The 18,935-nt window shown below is 60.0% G+C and carries 13 protein-coding genes; 7 read left to right on the top strand and 6 right to left on the bottom strand.

What is annotated here, in order from left to right:
* Window positions 1-8: 8 nt before the first annotated feature.
* Together ASE80_RS17470 and ASE80_RS17465 are read right to left on the bottom strand one after the other, a co-directional pair.
* Window positions 9-5,447, bottom strand: coding sequence for a WGR domain-containing protein (locus ASE80_RS17470; protein WP_056860032.1), 5,439 nt, complete (start codon window positions 5,445-5,447; stop codon window positions 9-11).
* Window positions 5,435-6,637, bottom strand: a complete 1,203-nt coding sequence (locus tag ASE80_RS17465) for a M48 family metalloprotease (RefSeq protein WP_056860031.1) — start codon at window positions 6,635-6,637, stop codon at window positions 5,435-5,437. The genes ASE80_RS17470 and ASE80_RS17465 overlap by 13 nt, the downstream gene beginning before the upstream one ends.
* Window positions 6,638-6,901: 264 nt before the next feature.
* Here ASE80_RS17465 and ASE80_RS17460 point away from each other — a divergent pair, with 264 nt between their 5' ends.
* The 6 genes from ASE80_RS17460 to ASE80_RS17435 all read left to right on the top strand — a co-directional run bounded on the left by ASE80_RS17460 (window position 6,902) and on the right by ASE80_RS17435 (window position 14,162).
* Window positions 6,902-7,300, top strand: a complete 399-nt coding sequence (locus ASE80_RS17460) for a cytidine deaminase (protein ID WP_082463638.1) — start codon at window positions 6,902-6,904, stop codon at window positions 7,298-7,300.
* 54 nt (window positions 7,301-7,354) lie between these two features.
* Window positions 7,355-8,620: a NupC/NupG family nucleoside CNT transporter gene (locus ASE80_RS17455; protein WP_017135630.1), complete on the top strand. Its 1,266-nt coding sequence runs from the start codon at window positions 7,355-7,357 to the stop codon at window positions 8,618-8,620.
* Between the two features lie 10 nt (window positions 8,621-8,630).
* The gene (gene deoA, locus ASE80_RS17450) at window positions 8,631-9,938 is read left to right on the top strand and encodes a thymidine phosphorylase (protein ID WP_056860030.1); all 1,308 of its coding nucleotides are present in this window, start codon (window positions 8,631-8,633) and stop codon (window positions 9,936-9,938) included.
* A complete protein-coding gene (locus tag ASE80_RS17445) occupies window positions 9,935-11,164 on the top strand; it encodes a phosphopentomutase (RefSeq protein WP_056860029.1) in 1,230 nt (409 codons plus the stop codon). The genes deoA and ASE80_RS17445 overlap by 4 nt, the downstream gene beginning before the upstream one ends.
* Window positions 11,165-11,232: 68 nt before the next feature.
* Entirely contained in the window at window positions 11,233-11,859 is a 627-nt protein-coding gene (locus tag ASE80_RS17440) for a dTMP kinase (RefSeq protein ID WP_056860028.1), read from the top strand.
* Between the two features lie 167 nt (window positions 11,860-12,026).
* Window positions 12,027-14,162: a TonB-dependent siderophore receptor gene (locus ASE80_RS17435; protein WP_056860027.1), complete on the top strand. Its 2,136-nt coding sequence runs from the start codon at window positions 12,027-12,029 to the stop codon at window positions 14,160-14,162.
* Window positions 14,163-14,586: 424 nt separating this feature from the next.
* Here the strand turns inward: ASE80_RS17435 and ASE80_RS30810 are convergent, their stop codons facing one another.
* Window positions 14,587-14,763 (bottom strand): hypothetical protein, encoded by a 177-nt coding sequence (locus ASE80_RS30810; protein WP_156376418.1) that lies wholly within the window; start codon window positions 14,761-14,763, stop codon window positions 14,587-14,589.
* Window positions 14,764-14,996: 233 nt separating this feature from the next.
* Window positions 14,997-15,680 carry a deoxyribose-phosphate aldolase gene (gene deoC, locus ASE80_RS17430; protein ID WP_056860026.1) on the bottom strand — a complete coding sequence of 228 codons (684 nt, stop codon included), beginning with the start codon at window positions 15,678-15,680 and terminating at the stop codon, window positions 14,997-14,999.
* A 127-nt stretch (window positions 15,681-15,807) separates the two neighbouring features.
* Here deoC and deoR point away from each other — a divergent pair, with 127 nt between their 5' ends.
* Window positions 15,808-16,566 carry a DNA-binding transcriptional repressor DeoR gene (gene deoR / locus ASE80_RS17425; RefSeq protein ID WP_056860025.1) on the top strand — a complete coding sequence of 253 codons (759 nt, stop codon included), beginning with the start codon at window positions 15,808-15,810 and terminating at the stop codon, window positions 16,564-16,566.
* Here deoR and ASE80_RS17420 read toward each other — a convergent pair.
* The gene (locus ASE80_RS17420; RefSeq protein ID WP_056860024.1) at window positions 16,563-17,609 is read right to left on the bottom strand and encodes an aldose 1-epimerase family protein; all 1,047 of its coding nucleotides are present in this window, start codon (window positions 17,607-17,609) and stop codon (window positions 16,563-16,565) included. The genes deoR and ASE80_RS17420 overlap by 4 nt on opposite strands.
* Window positions 17,606-18,934 (bottom strand): L-fucose:H+ symporter permease, encoded by a 1,329-nt coding sequence (gene fucP, locus ASE80_RS17415; RefSeq protein ID WP_017135709.1) that lies wholly within the window; start codon window positions 18,932-18,934, stop codon window positions 17,606-17,608. The genes ASE80_RS17420 and fucP overlap by 4 nt, the downstream gene beginning before the upstream one ends.
* Between the last annotated feature and the right edge of the window lies 1 nt (window position 18,935).

The following is an 18,935-nucleotide window of genomic DNA, read 5'->3' as shown; positions in this document are numbered from 1 at the left end:
TGGTGTCGTCATACCTGCTCTTGATAGCCTTTACGCAACTTCTCTGCGATCAGTTTTTCTGCCTCGCGTAGTGCACGGTCGGGGCTTTCCAGCGACTTGATCAACGTCTGGCCCTTCGTTCCGATGCGGCCAAAGCTCACCACTACGTCCGCCCCGGTGACGCCGATACGCCAGAACTTGTTCGAGTTGCCTTCACCGAACGTGAACTCGCGCAGGGTTGGCGTCGCTTCCAGGGGTGGCGGTAAATGGGCCTCGACCGCCTCCGGCTCGACGGTCTCTTCAGGTTCCGGCAGGGCGCTAACTTCGTCACCCCTCAGCAGCGCCTCGATGCCATCGAGCACATCTTCCGGGTTCCGTAGCCAGTCCTGGCTGGGTATATCGATAATCTTCCAGCCAAAACTGCGCAACACGGTTGGGCGAAAGATATAGCGTTCACGCACGTCAGCGGTAGCGGCCGTATCGCTGTCCAGCAACACGCCGAGGCTGAAGTGCTCACCATTGGCGTCGCTGATTGCCAGATCGCAGCGAAACTGCGAACGCCCCACATATTCCTGCACCTTGTGCCCACGTTTGCGCAGCGCGCTGGCGAGGGCGCTGCGCAGGCTGTCCTTGGGTAAATCGACGGCGAAGGATTGCTTGGCGCCGGGGTTGAGGTTAGCGAGAATGCCCTGGGAGCGCGGTGCATCGCCACTGGCGCTGGCCTGGGCGAACTGCAGGAAGGCGCGCAGCGCAGCAGCACCATCGTTGTGGGTGTTGGTGATAGCGTCCGCCTCGATGCTGGAGACAATCGCCATGCGTTTGCGCGCGCGACTGAAGATCACATTGAGGCGTTTTTCCCCGCCGCGCTGGTTGATCGGGCCGAAGTTCATCAGCATCTTGCCGTTAGGACCTGGCGCGTAGCAGATGCTCAAGATGATCACATCGCGTTCATCGCCCTGAACGTTTTCCAGGTTTTTGACAAACAAACCATTGAACTGCCCGGCGTCTTCCCGCACGTACTCGCGCTCCAGGCGCGTGGCGAAGGCCGAGTCACTGGCGGCCAAGTCCTCCAGCGCCTGCTCGATGGCGCCTTGCTGGGCCTCGGAGAAGGCGACGATGCCAAGGCTCAAACCTGTCTCGCGCTGCAGCAGTTCACGCACCAGGTTGGCGATATACCGCGCTTCGGCCAGGTTACTGCGGCTGAGATACACGCCATCGCTCATCTTCAAGAAGCTGATGGGGCTGTTCAGCAAGGTGTCTGCGCCTTGCGCCACTGCCTGGGCATCCGTGGAGTCAAGGGCGGCCTGGGCCGGGGCAGGGCGCTCGATCCGGCGGTCGGGAATGGTGATCAGTCGCCCTTCGTAGAACGCCGCATTGGAGAAGCTGATTAACGCTTCGTGACGGCTGCGGTAGTGCCAGGCCAGCAGGGTCGCCGGCAGATTACGCGCGGCCTGGCTCAGCAGGCTGTCGGCATCGAGATTGATTGCAATCTGTTCGCCGTCTTCCATGGCAATCAGTTCGCTGTCGTCCTGGTCATCGGCGCTGGAGAAGAAGTTGGTCGGTGGTAACTGCATTTCGTCACCCACCACAATCACCTGCTGTGCACGGCTCAATGCCGGTACGGCTTCTTCGCTGGGGATCTGGCTGGCTTCGTCGAAAATCACCACGTCGAACAGGTCCGGAATCAATGGCAACGTGTCGGACACCGACAGCGGGCTCATCAGCCAGATGGGCTTGAGGTCATTGATCACTCGACCACTGTCGCCACTTGCCATCTCGCGGATGGAACGATAGCGCATGGTCTTGCCCAGTTCGTGCTCCAGTTCGCGGCGGCCTTTGGCATAGACTTTTTTGAACTCGCGGGCCTGAGCGTCCAGCTGGGTCACCGACATCGCCGACTGCTTCACATGCTCGAGAAAACGCTGGTGCAGTGAGGCACTGAGCACGTGGGCATTGTGCTTGAGCAGGTTACTTTGCGCCTGGCTGACTTGACGCGCTGCCAGGCTCAAGGCCGGGCCGTCAAAACGCGCCAGTTGCGGATTCGCGCGATACAGCCGGGTGAGGTTTTCCTGGGCAATCAAGCCTTCCAGTGCCGGCTGCGTCAGGGCGTGCTGTTGCATGGCCGACAGGCAAGCGGGGTCAGCCTGGTGCAGCTCATTGAGCAGCGGCAGGGTGTCGGGCAATTCTTCGAGTTCTTCACGCAGGTCACGCAGGTATTCGGCCAACGCCCCCAGGCTCGGTGCGGCTTCAAACACACAATACTGCGCCACCGATTCGGCCAGGCGCGCCACTGGTTGGCGCAGGCTGGCTTCCTGACGCACGCCGGGCAGGGAATTCACGTTGCCGCGCAGGCCGTCGACCCACTGACGCAGCAACGGTGACGCACTCAGTTGGTGGAGCAGGTCTTGCAGGTTTTGCACGAATACATTGATGTCCGCTATACCGTAGCGACTTTGCAGACGCTGCTGTTCGGCCTGCAACTCGGTGGTGGCGCGGTGTTCGGCAGCCAGGTTGTCGAGCACGCTGCGATAGCTGGGCTGGACCGCGTGTTGGCTGAAGTCGTAGCGCCGTTGCAGTTCGCCACGCAGACGCCACCACGACGGTTGCAGCCAACGCAGCACCGAACCTTCCAGGCGTTGCACCAGATCCTGGGCGGCTTGGGTGTCCTGGGGCGCGAGCTTGTCGCGCCAATGGCGAGTGGCCTCACAGGCGTTGTGTTGCTGCACGGTCAGTGCCTGCAACGCCGCTTGTTCGGTGCTAAGCGCCTGGGAACCGGGAGAGCCTGGCTCCAGCAAGTCGAGGTGCTCGGCCAGATTGGCGCTGGTCAGTTGCTCGGCTGCCTGGGTCAGCAGGCACGCGTCAGTCAGGCTGGTGTCACTGGACAGCAGGCTCACAGGTGACTCCAGCAGCTCCTCGACGCTGTCCATCAACCCACTGGCTTCATCCAGGAATGCCTTGAGCTGGCCGTAGGCGTGCTCGTGGGTGATGAGGCCGGAGGCCAAATGGCTGAAAGGGTGGCGCGCAAAACTGTCGAGGCCGAAACGCTCATTGATTGCCTGGTACACGCGGCCGGTCAGCTCACTGTGTGCCTGCCAGTGACGCCACTGCGGCAGGCGCTCCAAGGCTTCGGGAGGCAGCTCGGCCGTGACGGCCGGCAGTTCGATGAGGTGACGCACCAGTTCACGTACCGAACAGGCAAGGGGTTCAGGCACCTCGGTCATGGCCTGTTCAAAACGCTCGATCAGACCCAATTGTTGGCTCAGGGAAGCAACTGTGGCGCTGCGCCGGGCTTGCAGTTGCTGCGATTGCGCATCACCGGCGATCCAGCGCTCATAACACTCGCGCAGGTTGCCCACGAAGGCCTTTTTGTCGGTCTGGGAGTCGTGGATCAGGCAGCACAAATCGCCCAGTTCACTCTGTTGCAGGCGGTGGAATACCACATCCAGCGCCGCGCGCTTTTCGCACACAAACAGTACCCGCAGGCCACGACCGGCGTAGTCAGCGATCAGATTGGTAATGGTCTGGGACTTACCGGTGCCAGGCGGGCCTTGGATGATGAAGTTACGCCCGGTACGGGCCAGGCTGACAGCCGCATTTTGCGTTGCATCACCTGCCACCACATTCCATTGTTCGGGCAACGGAATCGGGTCCGGGGTCTGGACTTCAACCTCCCGCGGCTCGATGGAGAACATGCGGTCAAACGCTTCGTTGCGGGCGGGCTCGTCGATCAACTGCGCGTAGTCGCGCACCAGCGACATCTTGCGATAGTTAAAGTTGGCCAAGGTCACCTGGGTCAGGTCGATGTCCCAGGCATATCTGTGCCCCTGATTGTCGGGCAGGGCGAACGTGCTGTTTTCGGTACTGCTGGCGACCATCTGCGGGTGTTGGCTGCGCAGTGACGGTTTGGCGCCTACCGCCAGACGCAACGGCAACTCACTGGGCAGCACCTTTTGCTGGAACAATTGCAGGCCCAGCGGTCGATAGTCTTCGCGGTCGTAGCTGAAGTCCGGTTTGACCAAGGGCATGGCCGAGCGCTGACGGGCGCGGCGGCGCTGGAAGTGGTGCAGGTGCTGCACCGCCTTCTGGTGGATCAGCTCGATTTGCGGTTTGCTTTGCAGGCGCAATTCGACGCCGGGCTCGGTCAGTTTGATCTGACGGGCAATATCGGCGTGAATGTCTTCCAGAGAAATCTTCTGCAGGTCGACGGTTTCCGGCAATTGGATATCGTAGAGCTGACGCAATTGATGACGCAGGACCGGGTTGAACTCGGCCTCGGTTTCATCGCACTGCAACATGAACTGGTCGCGTACGCCCTTTTTGCGGCTCAGTTCCACCGGCAGCCATAGCAACGGAGTGACGATGCGTTCTTCTGGCGTGTCCTTGAGGTTGTGCCAGCGCATGAACGCGGCGACCAGGCGCAGGTTGCTGAAACCGAATTCGGCGCGGTCACGGCGGGTTTCCTGGATGATGCGTTCCAGTGACGCCTGCAGCCACGTCTGGTCCTCGAACCGCAGCCATTGTTGTAGACCCACAGCCTTGCCACTGAGTATCTGTTCCGAGAAACCACCGAAGGCAGGCTGCCAGGTACACAACGCCTCGGGACGGATACTTTCGATACGCATCACCAGCGGCACGCTGGCCACGGTCAAATTGACGTTGGCCTGAGTCGGCCGGAAGTACAGCAGGCGATTACGCCGCGACAGGTCAAACAGCCGGTTGCGCAGATGCTCCAGCACGACAGTCCGTCTTGAGGCCGGGCCTTCAGCCTGGGCCAGTACGCGTTCGACATCCAGGCTCGCCGGCTGCTCGCGCCAGGACTCCAGGCGCCGCATCAGCGAGTCGACAGCGGTGGCGCGTTCATGACGGTTAAGCTCAGTCATCTCGACGATCAGGTTGGCCAGCACCGGATTGAGCCGGCTATTGAGCTGGAACAGGTTGCGCCGGTGCAGGGCAAACGTCTTCAGGTCGTTGATGTCGGCAAAATCCAAACCGCAGGCCAGGCACGCCAACACCTGGCCGAGTTGGAAGATATCTGTGATCTCGTCGTGATGCCCGACGTTATGCTCCCAGCTGTGCAACCCCGTCAGGAACACCGGGTGGTCGATGGCTTGGTGGAGGTCTTCCTGGACTTGCAGGTCGGTAATCGTCACACCACTGGCTGAATCCCGGGTCAGGCGTACCTTGCCGACGATATTGAGTGCCGACTCCGGATTGGGCTGTACCTGTTTGATCGCTTCCAGAGCCAGGCGTGGCAGCACGCCCTCGGGGTTGCGCAGTTGCAGCGTGCGCTCTGGCCCTTGTATTACATCCAGGTAACTGAGCTGGGCGACACGCCCGAGTTCATGCAACTGCGCCACCTGACGCAGCAGCGGCAAGGCCAGGAACAGCACGTCGTCGATGGGCACGGCGGCGCCATCGTGGGCCTGTAGCACCTGAGTGAATGTGACGGGTGGGTTTACTGGGTCCATGTGTCGACCTCCGCTTTGAGTGCGCGAACGATCGGGTCGAGCTCACGTTTGGGTAATTTGATGTCGCGCTTGAGTACGCTGATAAAGTCGTCGGCGCTGCCGAGCTTCTTCGCGGTACGCGCAGCATGCAGCAAGGCTTCGTCACGCAGGTCGCGGTCCACCAGGCTCAGGTCGAGCATGATGAAGTGCAGGTATTCGTGGATGCTCGCGTCGATACGCTCGGCATTCAGGGTGGCCAGGTCCAGCGGTGCTTCATTGTCTTTCCAGTCGGGGAAGAAGCCACGGACCTGATTGAGCACAACCTGCGACTGCAACACGCTGGCGCCCGTAAAGTTGGCAATGAACCCACGGGTGAGGGCGGTCAGCTCGATCTGGTCGGTCACATCCAGGCGGTTGAGCGATAATGGCCCGCGTAACCGCCTGTGCAACCAGGCGTCTGTCTCCGGCAACTGACGCCACCAACTCTCAACCGCCTGGGAGCGTAAAAACGTCTCTGGATGCGAAACGCCCTGAGACAGTTGCGCGTCCTTGCCGTCCAGCTCGCGGGCCTGTTGCAAATAACTGGCTGCGTCGACACTGACAATCCCGGTATGGATCTTGACCAGCGAAGTAATGGACGCTTCGGGGCCGCCGGCAACCAGGGCCGCACCACGGTCGGCGTAGATCTCGGTGTGCAGGCTGTATAAACGCGCAGTCTGTTCCAGGCTCGGTGGCGTATTCGCATCCGCCATTGCGTGATTGAGAATGCGCTCGGCGGTCAGGTAGTCACCGTCGTGCTCTGACCATAAACGGTAATGGGCCAGTTCATGCCCCAGCAACGCCAACAGTTCCTGGGCGTCCAGTCGTTCAAGAATGGGGCCATAGAACACCACATGCACTTCACCGGCCAGGTAATACAGGCTGGCATTCATCGCGCCATCGCCGGCTTGGTAAAGGGTGGCGGGAGCCTCGATCTGCAAGTGCTGCAACGCTGTGGCACAGGCTTGATAGGCCTGCGGATGAGTCTCGGGGTTCAGGCGATAGGTGTCGCGCAACAATTGCGCGCGCACATCCTGGGCATGTTCCTGCTGAACGCCCAGGGACGAGGCCCAGTTCCACACGGCAGGTTCACTGGTTTTCAGGTAGCCGACCACCTGCTGGTGGTAAGGCAGAGGGGACAGGCTGCTGATGTCCAGCGCGGGGGTACTCATCGTTCAAACGTCCTTGAGGATACGGCTCCATAAGCTGCGCCTGGGCAGCAGAGGCGTGGGCTGGCATCCCGGTGGCAGTGATAGGCAATAAACGCGGAGCATACCTAGAGGCAAAGGAAATTACTTGTGAAAGTACATCCCCCGCTTTTGCCCACGCGCAAAAATAAAGATTGAGTATTCACATCAAATGTTATTTTAATAACACCCATAAGAGCGTCACGACCTCCCTGGACGTGCTCGCAAGAAAATGGGATGCCCCTGTAAATGACAATTGAACAGCGTTTGATGGAACAGGCCAAGCGGGCGGCCGAGCGTACGTATTCGCCTTATTCCAAATTTCCGGTCGGCGCAGCGTTGCTGACCGCCGACGGTGAGGTCGTATTGGGCTGCAACGTGGAGAATATCTCCTACGGGCTGACCAATTGTGCCGAACGCAGCGCTTTGTTCAGTGCCATCAGCCAGGGCCATGCGCCGGGCAGTTTCAGGGCCATCGCGGTTTACGCACCCAACGTTTCACTGATAAGCCCTTGCGGTGCCTGCCGCCAGGTGATGCTGGAGTTGATGGCCAAGGATGCAGTGGTGATTTGCCAGGGCAGTGACCCTGCTGCCACGCGTATCTGGACCCTGGCGCAATTGTTGCCGGGCGCCTTCGACGCTTTCTAATCCTGGGCAGGCCAATCGGCCTGCGTCCGCTTGGTCCCTTGTTGAGACGCCTGCATGATCAGTCTTGTCGGAATAGCGACCCTTATTGTCATTGCCATTGCTTTATCCCACCAGCGACGCTCGATCAACTGGCGCACCGTTTCGGTGGCCTTTGTGATTCAGGTGTTGATCGGCGCTTTTGCGCTGTACGTGCCCTGGGGCCAGACGGTGCTCGCCGCGCTGTCGGGCGCGGTAGCCTCCCTGCAGCTTTATGCCAACAAAGGCATCGAGTTTCTGTTCGGCGGTTTGAGTTCGCCGCACATGTTTGAAGTGTTCGGCAATGGCGGGTTTGTATTCGCTATCCGGGTGTTGCCGATGATTGTGTTCTTCGGCAGCTTTATCTCGGTGCTGTATTACATCGGCGTGATGGGCTGGATTATCCGGCTGGTGGGCGGCGGCCTGCGCCTGTTGCTGGGCACCAGTCGGGTCGAGTCGATGGTGGTGACGTCGGCGATTTTCATCGGCCAGTCGGAGGTGCCGCTGGTGGTGCGGCCGTTCATTGCCAAGCTGACGCGCTCTGAGTTGTTCGCGGTGATGGTCGGTGGTTTTGCCGCGGTGGCAGGTTCGGTGCTGCTGGGTTACGCCGGGCTCGGGGTGGAACTCAAGTACCTGATCGCCGCATGTTTCATGTCGGCGCCGGGGGCGTTGTTGATGGCCAAGCTTATGGAGCCGGAAACCGAAGCGGCGCGCACCGACGAGGTGATTGAAGAGCTGGGGCAGGCCGAGAATCGGCCGACCAATATCATCGACGCGGCTGCCGAGGGCGCACAGGTCGGCTTGCGCCTGGCCTTGGCGGTGGGCGCGATGCTGCTTTCGTTTATCGCGTTGATCGCCTTGTTCAACGGGCTGCTCGGCTGGGCGGGCAACTGGTTCGGCTACCCGCAGTTGACCTTGCAACTGGTGCTCGGGCACGTGTTGGCGCCCATCGCGTTTCTGCTCGGGGTGCCGTGGCATGAGGCGGTGCTGGCCGGCGGCTTTATCGGGGAAAAACTGGTGCTCAACGAGTTCGTCGCCTATGCCGACCTGGCCAATTACCTGACCGCAGACAAGGCCGCCGCAGCCGGAGTGCCGCTGTTGTCGGCACACACCCAGGTGATCGTCACCTTCGCCCTGTGCGGCTTTGCCAACCTGTCCTCGATTGCGATCCAACTGGGCGGCCTCACGGGCATCGCCCCGCAACGGCGTCAGGAACTGGCACGGCTGGGCCTGCGGGCCATGATCGGCGGCACGCTTTCCAACCTGATGAGCGCGGCGATTGTCGGCTTTTTCATTTCGCTGTAAGGAGCGCAGTATGTGGTTGCCACAAGAAGTGATTCGCCGTAAGCGCGACGGGCATGCCCTGGCCGCTATCGACATTCAACGGTTCGTCGCCGGCATTGCCGACGGTAGCCTCAGCGATGGGCAAGTGGCGGCGTTCGCCATGGCGGTGTTCATCAAGGGCATGGACGTGAGCGAACGCATTGCCTTGACCGAGGCAATGCGCGACTCCGGCCAGACACTGAAGTGGGAACTGCCGGGGCCTATAGTCGACAAGCATTCCACCGGCGGCGTCGGCGACATGATCAGCTTGTTGCTCGCGCCCTTACTGGCGGCCTGCGGTTGTTATGTGCCGATGATCTCCGGGCGCGGCCTGGGGCATACCGGCGGCACCCTGGACAAGCTCGAAAGCATCCCCGGCTACGACTGCCACCCCAGCACCGAACGCCTGCGTGCGGTGGTGGCTGAAGTCGGCTGCGCGATCATCGGCCAGACCGCCAACCTCGCGCCGGCGGACAAGCGCTTGTACGTGATCCGTGATGTAACAGGTTCGGTGGAGTCGATAGACCTGATCACCGCGTCGATCCTCGGCAAGAAACTCGCCGCCGGCCTCGATGTGTTGATCATGGATGTGAAGACCGGCAACGGCGCCTTTATGGCTGAGCCTGAGCAGGCGCGAGCACTCGCCGCCAGTATCGTCGCAGTGGCCAACGGTGCCGGAGTCAACATCCGCGCCCTGATCACCGACATGGACCAGCCGCTGGCCCGCAGTGCCGGCAATGCCCTGGAAGTGGCTGAAGCGGTCGCTTTGCTCAAGGGCGAAGTGCGCAGCGAGCGCCTGTGGGCGGTGACGTTGGCGCTGGCCACCCAGGCACTGACGATGGCCGGCCTGGCGAGGGACGAGGCCCAGGCCCGTGATCAATTGCTTCAAGCCTGGCAGAGCGGCGCGGCCTTGCAGCGCTTTGAACAGATGGTGGTTGCGCTGGGCGGTCCGCAGGGTTTTACCGACAAACCAGATGAACATTTACCCAAGGCTGCCGTGTCGGTGCCGGTGTGGGCCGAGGAGGAGGGTTGTGTCACCGAGATCGACACCCGCGCCGTGGGGTTGGCGGTGGTGACCTTGGGCGGTGGACGCAGCCATCCGGACGACGTGCTGGACCTGTCCGTGGGTTTCAGCGAGTTGGCCTTCGTCGGCGAACAGGTGAATGCAACACGGCCTCTGGGCTGGGTACACGCGCGCACCCAAGAGCAGGCCGGGCAGGGCGCATCCGCCTTGCGCGCAGCGTATCGGCTGGGCGGTGAAAGCCCGGCCGCGCGCGAATTGATCCAGGCAATCCTATGAGCAAGGCCATCGTATTAGTGCTGGACTCATTGGGCATCGGCGCGAGTGCCGACGCCGCGCTGTTTGGCGATACCGGCGCCGACACCTTGCGCCATATCGCCGAAGCCTGCGCCCGTGGTGAGGCCGATGGGCCATTGCGACGCGGACCTTTGACCCTGCCGAACCTGGGCCAGCTGGGATTGGGCGCCGCAGCGGCGGCCAGTGGCAATGGCCCGCTGCCAGGCAACTGGGGCGACGCGACACCGATCGGCGCCTTTGGCCATGCGCGCGAGCAATCATCCGGCAAGGACACGCCGTCCGGGCATTGGGAAATGATGGGCGTGCCAGTGTTGTTTGACTGGGGTTATTTCGAGCAGCCGACCGAGTCCTTTCCACCCCAACTGCTGGCCGACCTGATCGAGCGGGCAGGGTTGCCGGGCATCCTGGGCAATTGCCATGCCTCGGGCACCACGGTGCTGGACGATTTGGGGGAATTGCACATCCGCAGCCGGCAGCCGATTTGCTACACCTCGGCCGACAGCGTGATGCAGATCGCCGCCCATGAAAGCCATTTCGGCCTTGAAGCACTGTACCGAGTGTGTGAAATCGCGCGCACCTTGTGTGATGAATACACGGTCGGCAGGGTCATTGCCCGACCGTTCACCGGCGAGCACGCGGGCCAGTTCCGCCGCACCGGCAATCGCCGCGACTACACCGTGCCGCCACCGTCAGCGACGCTGCTTGATCGCCTCTGCGACGCCGGCGGCACCGTGCACGCGGTGGGCAAGATTGGCGATATTTTCGCTCACCGAGGCATCAGCCGGTTGTACAAGGCCGATGGCAACGACGCGCTGTTCGATGCCACGCTCAAGGCCTACCGGGAAGCACCCGACAACAGCCTGGTGTTTGCCAACTTCGTCGACTTCGACATGCTCTACGGGCACCGCCGAGACCTGGCCGGCTACGCTGCCGCGCTGGAAGCCTTCGACCGCAGGCTGCCGGAGTTATTGGCGTTGATGGACCCGCAGACATTGCTGATCATCAGCGCCGACCACGGCTGCGATCCCTCGCGCCCGGGCAGCGACCATACTCGTGAGCATGTGCCCGTACTGGCTTATGGTGCAGGCGTGGCGGCGGGGTGGTTGGGCGAGCGAGCCAGTTTTGCCGATATCGGCCAGAGCCTGGCGGTGCACCTGGGGTTGGAGCCGTTGGCATGGGGCACGTCTTTTTTGCTGCGTGAGCCATAGCATTGCCAAGCGTCATCGGCCCCAAACTACGTTAAGGTGCTCATCACTTATCCATCATTACGTGAAGCATGAATCGTCCATTATTTGTCTCCCTGGATGGGCCTAAAGGCACAGGGAAAACCACGCTGTTGGAAGCCGTTACCCAAGCACTGCGGGCAGACAACAAAAAGGTGATCCGTCTTTGCGAGAGAAAAAGCGATCCCTACAGGGCTGAAACCATGGCCCTGGTCAACGCACACGCCAGAAACCCCACCGATGATTCGGAGTGGAGAGTGTGTGAGCGCTTTGCGGATAGCCGGCTCTGGATTTCCCGGCACGTGCTGACTAAACAGCCACCTGACAGCATTATCCTGATAGACCGTTGGTACCCTTCAGATGCCGCGTTTCGCCGCACAGTCCCGTTCGTAGACATACTGCAGTTAAACCTGGACCGACACGTGCAAGTGCCGGACCTGCATGTGGGCGTTATCACCGACCCCGAGATTTCATGGTCGAGGGCCGCGCAGCGACGGCGCGGGTTGGGCAGTACGTTGATCCATACGCTGCAGGAGCATGTCGAATGTACCCAGGCGTTCGTGCGAGCGGCGCAAGATCAGGGTTGGGTTTTGTGCCGTAATGAAGGGGCGATTGAACAGGCAACAGGGCAGGTGGTTTCCGAGATTTACGGCGTCCTTAAGGCAGTCGAAGCAGGTTAGAGAAATTGCCCCTGCCATCCCGGCCCTGGGATGGCATAGGTACAAAGCCGATACTCGAAAAAAGACAAATGAGAATGAGTGGCAAATGAGATTTGCTGGTATATCATGCCCCCCGAATTCCAGGCAGGTTTACCTTCCCGTCCGCTCATCCATTAGGTCCAAAATCCATGCGTCATACCCTGATTTCTCTCTGCGTACTTCAGGCGGTTGCCCCTGTTGCCTGGGCGCAGGTGGCCGGCAGCGAAAATGCCAGCCTTGAGTTGCAAGCCATCAATGTCACGGGAGACGTAGACGCCGAGACGGCTCAGGGGCCTGTCAAAGGGTATCGCGCCACACGCTCTGCCAGTGCCACGCGCACAGACACCTCAATTCATGAGACGCCACAGTCCATCACCGTAGTGCCCAAGGACGTGGTCGAGGACATTGGTGCGACGCGCCTGCAGGAGGCCCTGGACTATGCCGGCGGCGTCGGCCGAGCGAACAACTTCGGTGGCCAAGGGCTTACCAGCTTCACGGTGCGTGGGTTTACAACTGCAGAGTTCTACCGCAACGGTTTTCCGATCAACCGGGGCTATCCCAGCATGCCGGACGCCAACAGCATTGAGCGCCTTGAAGTGCTTCGCGGGCCAGCGACGATGCTCTATGGGCGCGGCGATCCCGGCGGTACCTTCAACGTGGTCTCCAAACAGCCTTTGCCTGAACGTACGGTCACATTGGGTAGCCAGGTGGATGATCAGGGTATGAAGCGCGGCACCCTCGATGCCTCCGGCCCGCTGGATGAGCAAGGCCGCCTGGCCTATCGCCTCAACGTGGTGGGAGAGGGCGGCGACACCTTCCGCGACCATGTCTCGACCGAACGCTATGGGGTCACGCCGGTACTGAGCTGGCAGGTCAATGACGACACCAAGGTAATTTTCGAAGGCGACTTCATGCGTAACAATCATCCGCTGGATCGAGGCCTGACCCGCTTCGCCAACCAGGGTGGCACGCCGTCCCGTGAGACCTTCTGGGGTGAAAAGTACGCCGGTAACCTGCACAACGATAACAACATGGCTCAGTTGCGCTTCGAGCATCTACTCAACGACAACTGGACACTGGGCGGTGGTGTGCAGTGGTTGGACGGTACGATGAAGGGCAATGGTGTTGAGGCAAACAATGCCACCAGCCTCAACGCCGATGGCCGAACCCTCCAGCGCAACTTCAACTACCGCAAGCTGGACTGGACCGACCAGGACTATCAACTGAACCTGACCGGGCGCTTTTCCACGGGCGGCCTTGATCACACGTTGCTGACCGGCATCGAGTACGAGGACTACGACTACAAGTCGATCATCCAACGCTCCAGCGGCGCGGCGGGAGCTTTCCCAATCGATATCTTCAACCCGGTCTATGGCCAGCCACGTCCGGCGCTGACGCGTACGCCGACCCACGATAAAGAAAACCTCAAGACTTACGCCGCCTTCGTCCAGGATCAAGTGGCGCTGACCGAGCGTTTAAAGGTGCTCGCCGGTGCGCGCTTTGAGCGCTTCGAGCACCAGTACGAATCCTACGTGCCCGGTGTGAGAAACTGGAACGCCGCCGACAACGCCGTCACGCCGCGCATCGGGGTGATGTATGACCTCACTGACACGGTTGCGATCTACGCGGACGCCGCGCGCTCGTTCAAGCCCAACACGGGTGCCAGTCGTCAAGGCGGCGGGTTCGAGCCGGAGAAGGGCAAGTCCTACGAAGTGGGCGTTAAGTGGGAAGCGCTGGACCGTCAGTTGAGCGTTGACGCGGCGATCTATCAGATCGAGAAGAAAAATGTCCAGGGTGTCGACCCGGTTGACTCGGCCTTCAATGTCGCGACAGGTCAAGTTCGCAGCCGCGGCTTCGATCTGAACGTGGCCGGTAACCTGACGCCCGAATGGCGCATGATCGGTGGCTATGGTTATGTGGATGCCGCAGTGACCAGAGACACGACCGTGCGCTCCGGAACACGTCTGGCGAATATTCCGCGCAATAGCTTCAGCCTGCTCAACGTGTACGAGTTTCAGGATGGCGCGCTCAAAGGGTTTGGCCTTGGCGCAGGTGGGAAGTACGTAGCCGAACGTGCCGGGCAGACCGCCAATGACACGTTCTCGATGGGGGCTTACACCGTCGTCGACTTGCTCAGTTATTACAAGGTAAACGAAAAGGTCAGACTCAACCTCGACGTGAAGAACCTGTTCAACCGTGAGTACGACGAAGGCTCGTTCCTGAACTTCTACGCTTATCCCGGTGAGCCGCGTACGGTGCAAGTGGGGATCTCTTATACGCTGTAACCCAATCGGAATAGGGTTCGTCGTGGGGGATTGGCGAACCGTGGGCCGGCCTTGGATCGGGGCGGGCTGCAAACTGAGCGCGTGGCGGTGCTGACTTACCATCGCCAGTGTGTGATACATAATTTAACATAATATACATTATGCGTAACACGATGTTACGTAATCAGGAGCAGTACGCGTCAGATTTTGAGTCAGCGTCTCCAGGCTTTTCATCCTCTGGCGAGCGCGTTGATGAGGTCATCTTTATTTATTGCCATGATAAAGCTCCTGCCGTGGATATGCCCAATGCATACCAATAGGGAGATGCTTTACTTTCTCAAGCAAATTTACACCTGTTAGAAGTACTAGTTTTTTAAAGTCCTCAATAATATACGAGCAAACGAATCGCTATATTCCTCCAGCTTATAACGAAAACTCCCTAGCCTTATTGCTGAGGTTTATTGATGGCTTTGAAGGGACCGTTCGTTGCTGTGCCATCTTGATCCAGGACCAGTAACGCCACACCTTTGGAGTTTGCCTCATTGAGGTTGATGTACCAGACGCCGTACAGATCTGTTTTTTCATAGTGAGCTGTGCTGCTGGGCAATGTTTCGCTGGTCATGACTGCGCCGACAGGCACTGACAGTGCGCCAATAGTAATGCGGCAGCCTTAATATGCTTTCTCAAATGAATCTGATGTCCTTTCAGAAAAAAATCGGTTTCGCTAGAGGCAGTTCTTATACTAGTGATTGATAATGGCCTCTAGTTCATCAGTTGAACTACCCTCCTCTTTATAATAACGATTAAATATAACTCAACTAAATATCTATTTAGTTGAGTTATATAAGCATCGTTTCAATAACCACCCACCGCCGCCATTTCCCCACCCACAATCGCAACCCCCGAGCTGCTGCCCAAGCGCGTAGCCCCGGCCTCAATCATCTTCACCGCCGTCGCATAATCACGTACGCCGCCGGACGCCTTGACCCCAACCCCAGCGCCTACTGTCTTGCGCATCAAGGCCACGTCTTCAAGCGTGGCGCCACTGCGGCTGAACCCCGTGGACGTCTTGACGAATGCCACGCCCAAATCCCGGCAGATTTCGCAGGCCTGGACCTTCTGTTCGTCGCTGAGCAGGCAGGTTTCCAGGATCACCTTCAACGGCACGGCGCCGCAGGCTTTATGCACCAGGGCAATGTCTTCACGCACGGCCTCAAGCAGCCCTTCCTTCAGCCAACCGATATTAAGCACCATGTCGATCTCCCCTGCCCCGGCGGCTATCGCCCGTTCGGCTTCGAAGGCCTTGGTGTCGCTCAGGCCGGCGCCCAGTGGGAAGCCCACCACCGCACAGATCACCACGCGATCATCGCTCAGGCAGGACGCGGCGTAAGGCACCTGCCCCGAGTTCAGGCACACGGAATAAAAGCCGTGCGCCTGCGCTTCCTCGCACAGGGTGCGAATCTGTTCACGGGTAGCATCGGGGGCCAGCAAGGTGTGATCGATGTACTTGGCCAATGCTGCGGGTTGAAGCGTATTCATATAACGTGCCCTTGCCTGTATGTTGCCAATGGTGGTGTACCGCGTGTTGCGGCGCTCACATTAAGCGTTACAATATTCACAATTAATGTTACTTAGTTAACACAAACAATCAAGCCCTGGAATGCCCGTGGACAGTAAAAAAGCCGAGCGACTCAAGCTTATCCAGCAAGCCCTGCAGGACCAGAGCGCCATTCACCTGCGGGAAATGGCGGCGCTGCTGGATGTTTCCGAGATGACCCTGCGCCGCGACCTCAGCCACTTCAGCGAGCATTTGCGCCTGCTCGGTGGCTACATCACACGGGTCGGCAGTGAGGCTGGCGATTACCGGGTCGCTGACCAAGGCACGCGTCACGTCGAAGAAAAACGCCGCATCGGCAAACTCGCTGCGCGGTTGATACAGCCCGGTGACACGGTATTTTTCGACTGCGGCACCACCTCGCCGTTTGTGATTGATTTCATCCCCGACGAGCTGGAATTCACCGCGGTGTGCAGCTCGTTGAACGTGTTGCTCAAGCTGCAGAACAAGCCCAACTGCCATATCGTGCTGTGCGGTGGCACCTTTCACCGCAAGAACCAGGTGTTTGAAAGCGGCGCCGAAAGCAGCATTCTCGACAGCGTGCGCCTCACGTGGGCGTTTGTGACGGCGGCGGGCGTCAGCCAGGAATTTGGCGTGACCTGCTTCAATTTCAATGAAGTCGAGGTCAAGCAAAAGGTCCTGCGCCAAGCCCAGCAGCGCTTGTTGCTGGCGGACTTCAGCAAGTTCGACACGGTGCGCACGGCGCACTTCGCCAGCCTTGCAGACTTTCATTACGTGGTCAGCGACAAGAAAATCCCCCAGGCCTACAAAGACGCCATCCAGGCCAGCGGCGCGCAACTGCTGGTTTAACCCAACAACATCTGGCGCTCCCGCGCATTCAAATAGCCGGTGGTGACGCTGAACGAAGCGCTGGCCCCGGCCGCCAGCACCCGCACGTGGCCTTTGGCTTTTTCGGCGTTATAACCTTCGGGTTCACAGGTTGACGGCAGTACGAACGCCGCCACTTGCTGGTCCGGTGAGTGCAGGATCCAACGTGCGGCGTGCTCGAACTCCTTGGGGCGATAACGGGTATAAAACGCCGCACCATTCGGGTGGTCCAGCAGAAAATGCGCATGGCCAGTCGCATCTGCACCCACGTCGTCGAAGAAAAACACGATTTCAGGGTCGTACAACGCCGGTGTGTCGAGACACGCCAACTGCGCCGGATGCTCGGCCAGTTGCGCCATATAGGCGCTCCAGTCCGGCGTGGGCTTGACGTGGTCCGGCACGCTGGTGCGCAGGCGCAGGCGCTGCATGCCCAGCGGCTCGACAAACTGCGCGCCGGCCACATAGGCGTAATTCATGTGGGCCATATACATCAGTTCCATGGGCTTGCCGGCCAGATTGGTGACGTCCAGGTCGATATCGAACAGCGCCGAATCGGCGCGTAGAGTCACGCTTGGGGTTGCCCTGTAGCGATCGCCAAAGCCCTTGGCATATTGGTAGGTGCCACCCAGGCGCACGACGCCCTCGCCTGTTTCCAGCCAGGCCGTGTCCATCGGCGCGCAGGGCATTTCGCCGTGCAAGGCATGGGTGTCATCCGGCGCCGGGCAGCCGTTGCGCAGCAAGCCACTGTGAAACATGAAGCAGCCGTAAGTGTCGATTATCGTCGGGCTGGGCCTTGGCTGCTCGAAGAGATGGGTCATGGTCAGGTCGCAGCCGTCGAACACGGCTGACCAGATCATCTGCCCCTGATAAGGCAACACCACCAGGCGTCCACGGCTGTTCTCCAGGCTCACGGCCAGCACGCCGGACGGGTAAACCCAGGCGCTGACCTTGAAGTCGTCGGATTGCAGCAGGACCTTTTCCTGCTCGCTGAACAGCACCGGATACAGCGGGATACGCGCGTTCATGAGGCCACCGCCGCTGCACCCGACGGCACGCTGTCCGATTGGCGCATGCACTTGAGCGCATACATCACGATCACGATAAAGCACAGCAACGGCACGCTGTAGGCCAACTGCATGTTGCCACCGCTGGCGTCGGACAACAGGCCCTGGAAGATCGGAATCACCCCGCCACCGACAATGCTCATCACCAGCAGTGAACCGCCGACACCGGTGTCTTCACCCAGGCCATCGATGGTCAGGCCGTAGATGGTCGGCCAGCACGGGCCAAGAAAAATGCTCACGCCAACTGCCGCATACACTGCGGAAATATTCGGCACCAGGATGGTATAAGCCAGCAGCACAATGCACAGCACGCCGTATATCGCCAATACCCGGGCCGGGTGCAGGCGGCGCATCAGCAGGTTGGCGATCATCTTGCCGACAAAGTAGGCGGCAAAGGTCGTCAACAGGAACCACGAAGCGCTGCGCTCATTCATGCCGCCCATTTGCATGGCCAGGCGAATGGTGAAACTCCACACACCGACCTGCGCGCCCACATACAGAAACTGCGCGAGTACACCAAAGGTAAAGCGCGGGTTGCGCCACAGTCGGCCCAGGCTTTGGCGCAGGCTGCCGGATTTATTGTCGACGGGCTTATTGCCCTTGCAGGCCGGGAACCTGGTAATGGCGATCAGGATAAACATCAGCACCAGTACGGCGATCATCCACTTGTAGGGCAACAGCGTGGACTGGATCATCTGCAACTGCTGCACCGCCGCCTCGGAGGCGCTCATTTGCGTCAGTTGCTCGGTGGTGGCATCGGTGTCCTTGAACATCACAAAGCTGCCCACGTACACCCCGGCCATGGCGCCAAACGGGTGAAAAGTTTGCGAGATGTTCAAGCGCCGCGTCCCGGTTTCCCGTGGGCCCATCAGGGTTGAATAGGTGTTGCACGCGGTTTCCAGGAACGACAGGCCCGCCGCGATCACAAACAGGGCCAGCAGGAACATGCCGTATTTGGCGGTGGACGCGGCTGGGAAGAACAGCAGGCAGCCCAGCATGTACAGCAGCAGGCCGATCAGAATCGTGCTTTTGTAGCTCAAGCGGCGCACCACCATCGCGGCCGGAATCGCCACGAAAAAGTACCCCAGGTAAAACGCCGACTGCACAAAGGCGGTCTGGAAATCGCTGAGCAAAAAGGCTTTCTTGAAGTGCGCGATCAACACGTCGTTCATGCTCGCCGCTGCGGCCCACAGCGCAAAGATGCTGCACAGCAGGATAAACGCGAACCAGGGTGTGCGGTTCAGATAGAAGCCATCGGGTGTCTGTTGCAGCGCAGGTTTGTTCATT

The organism is Pseudomonas sp. Leaf15, assembly GCF_001421425.1.
Taxonomy (GTDB): domain Bacteria; phylum Pseudomonadota; class Gammaproteobacteria; order Pseudomonadales; family Pseudomonadaceae; genus Aquipseudomonas; species Aquipseudomonas salomonii.
The sequence above is the reverse complement of the archived record's forward strand: the minus strand, read 5'-3'. Positions and strand labels throughout refer to the sequence as shown.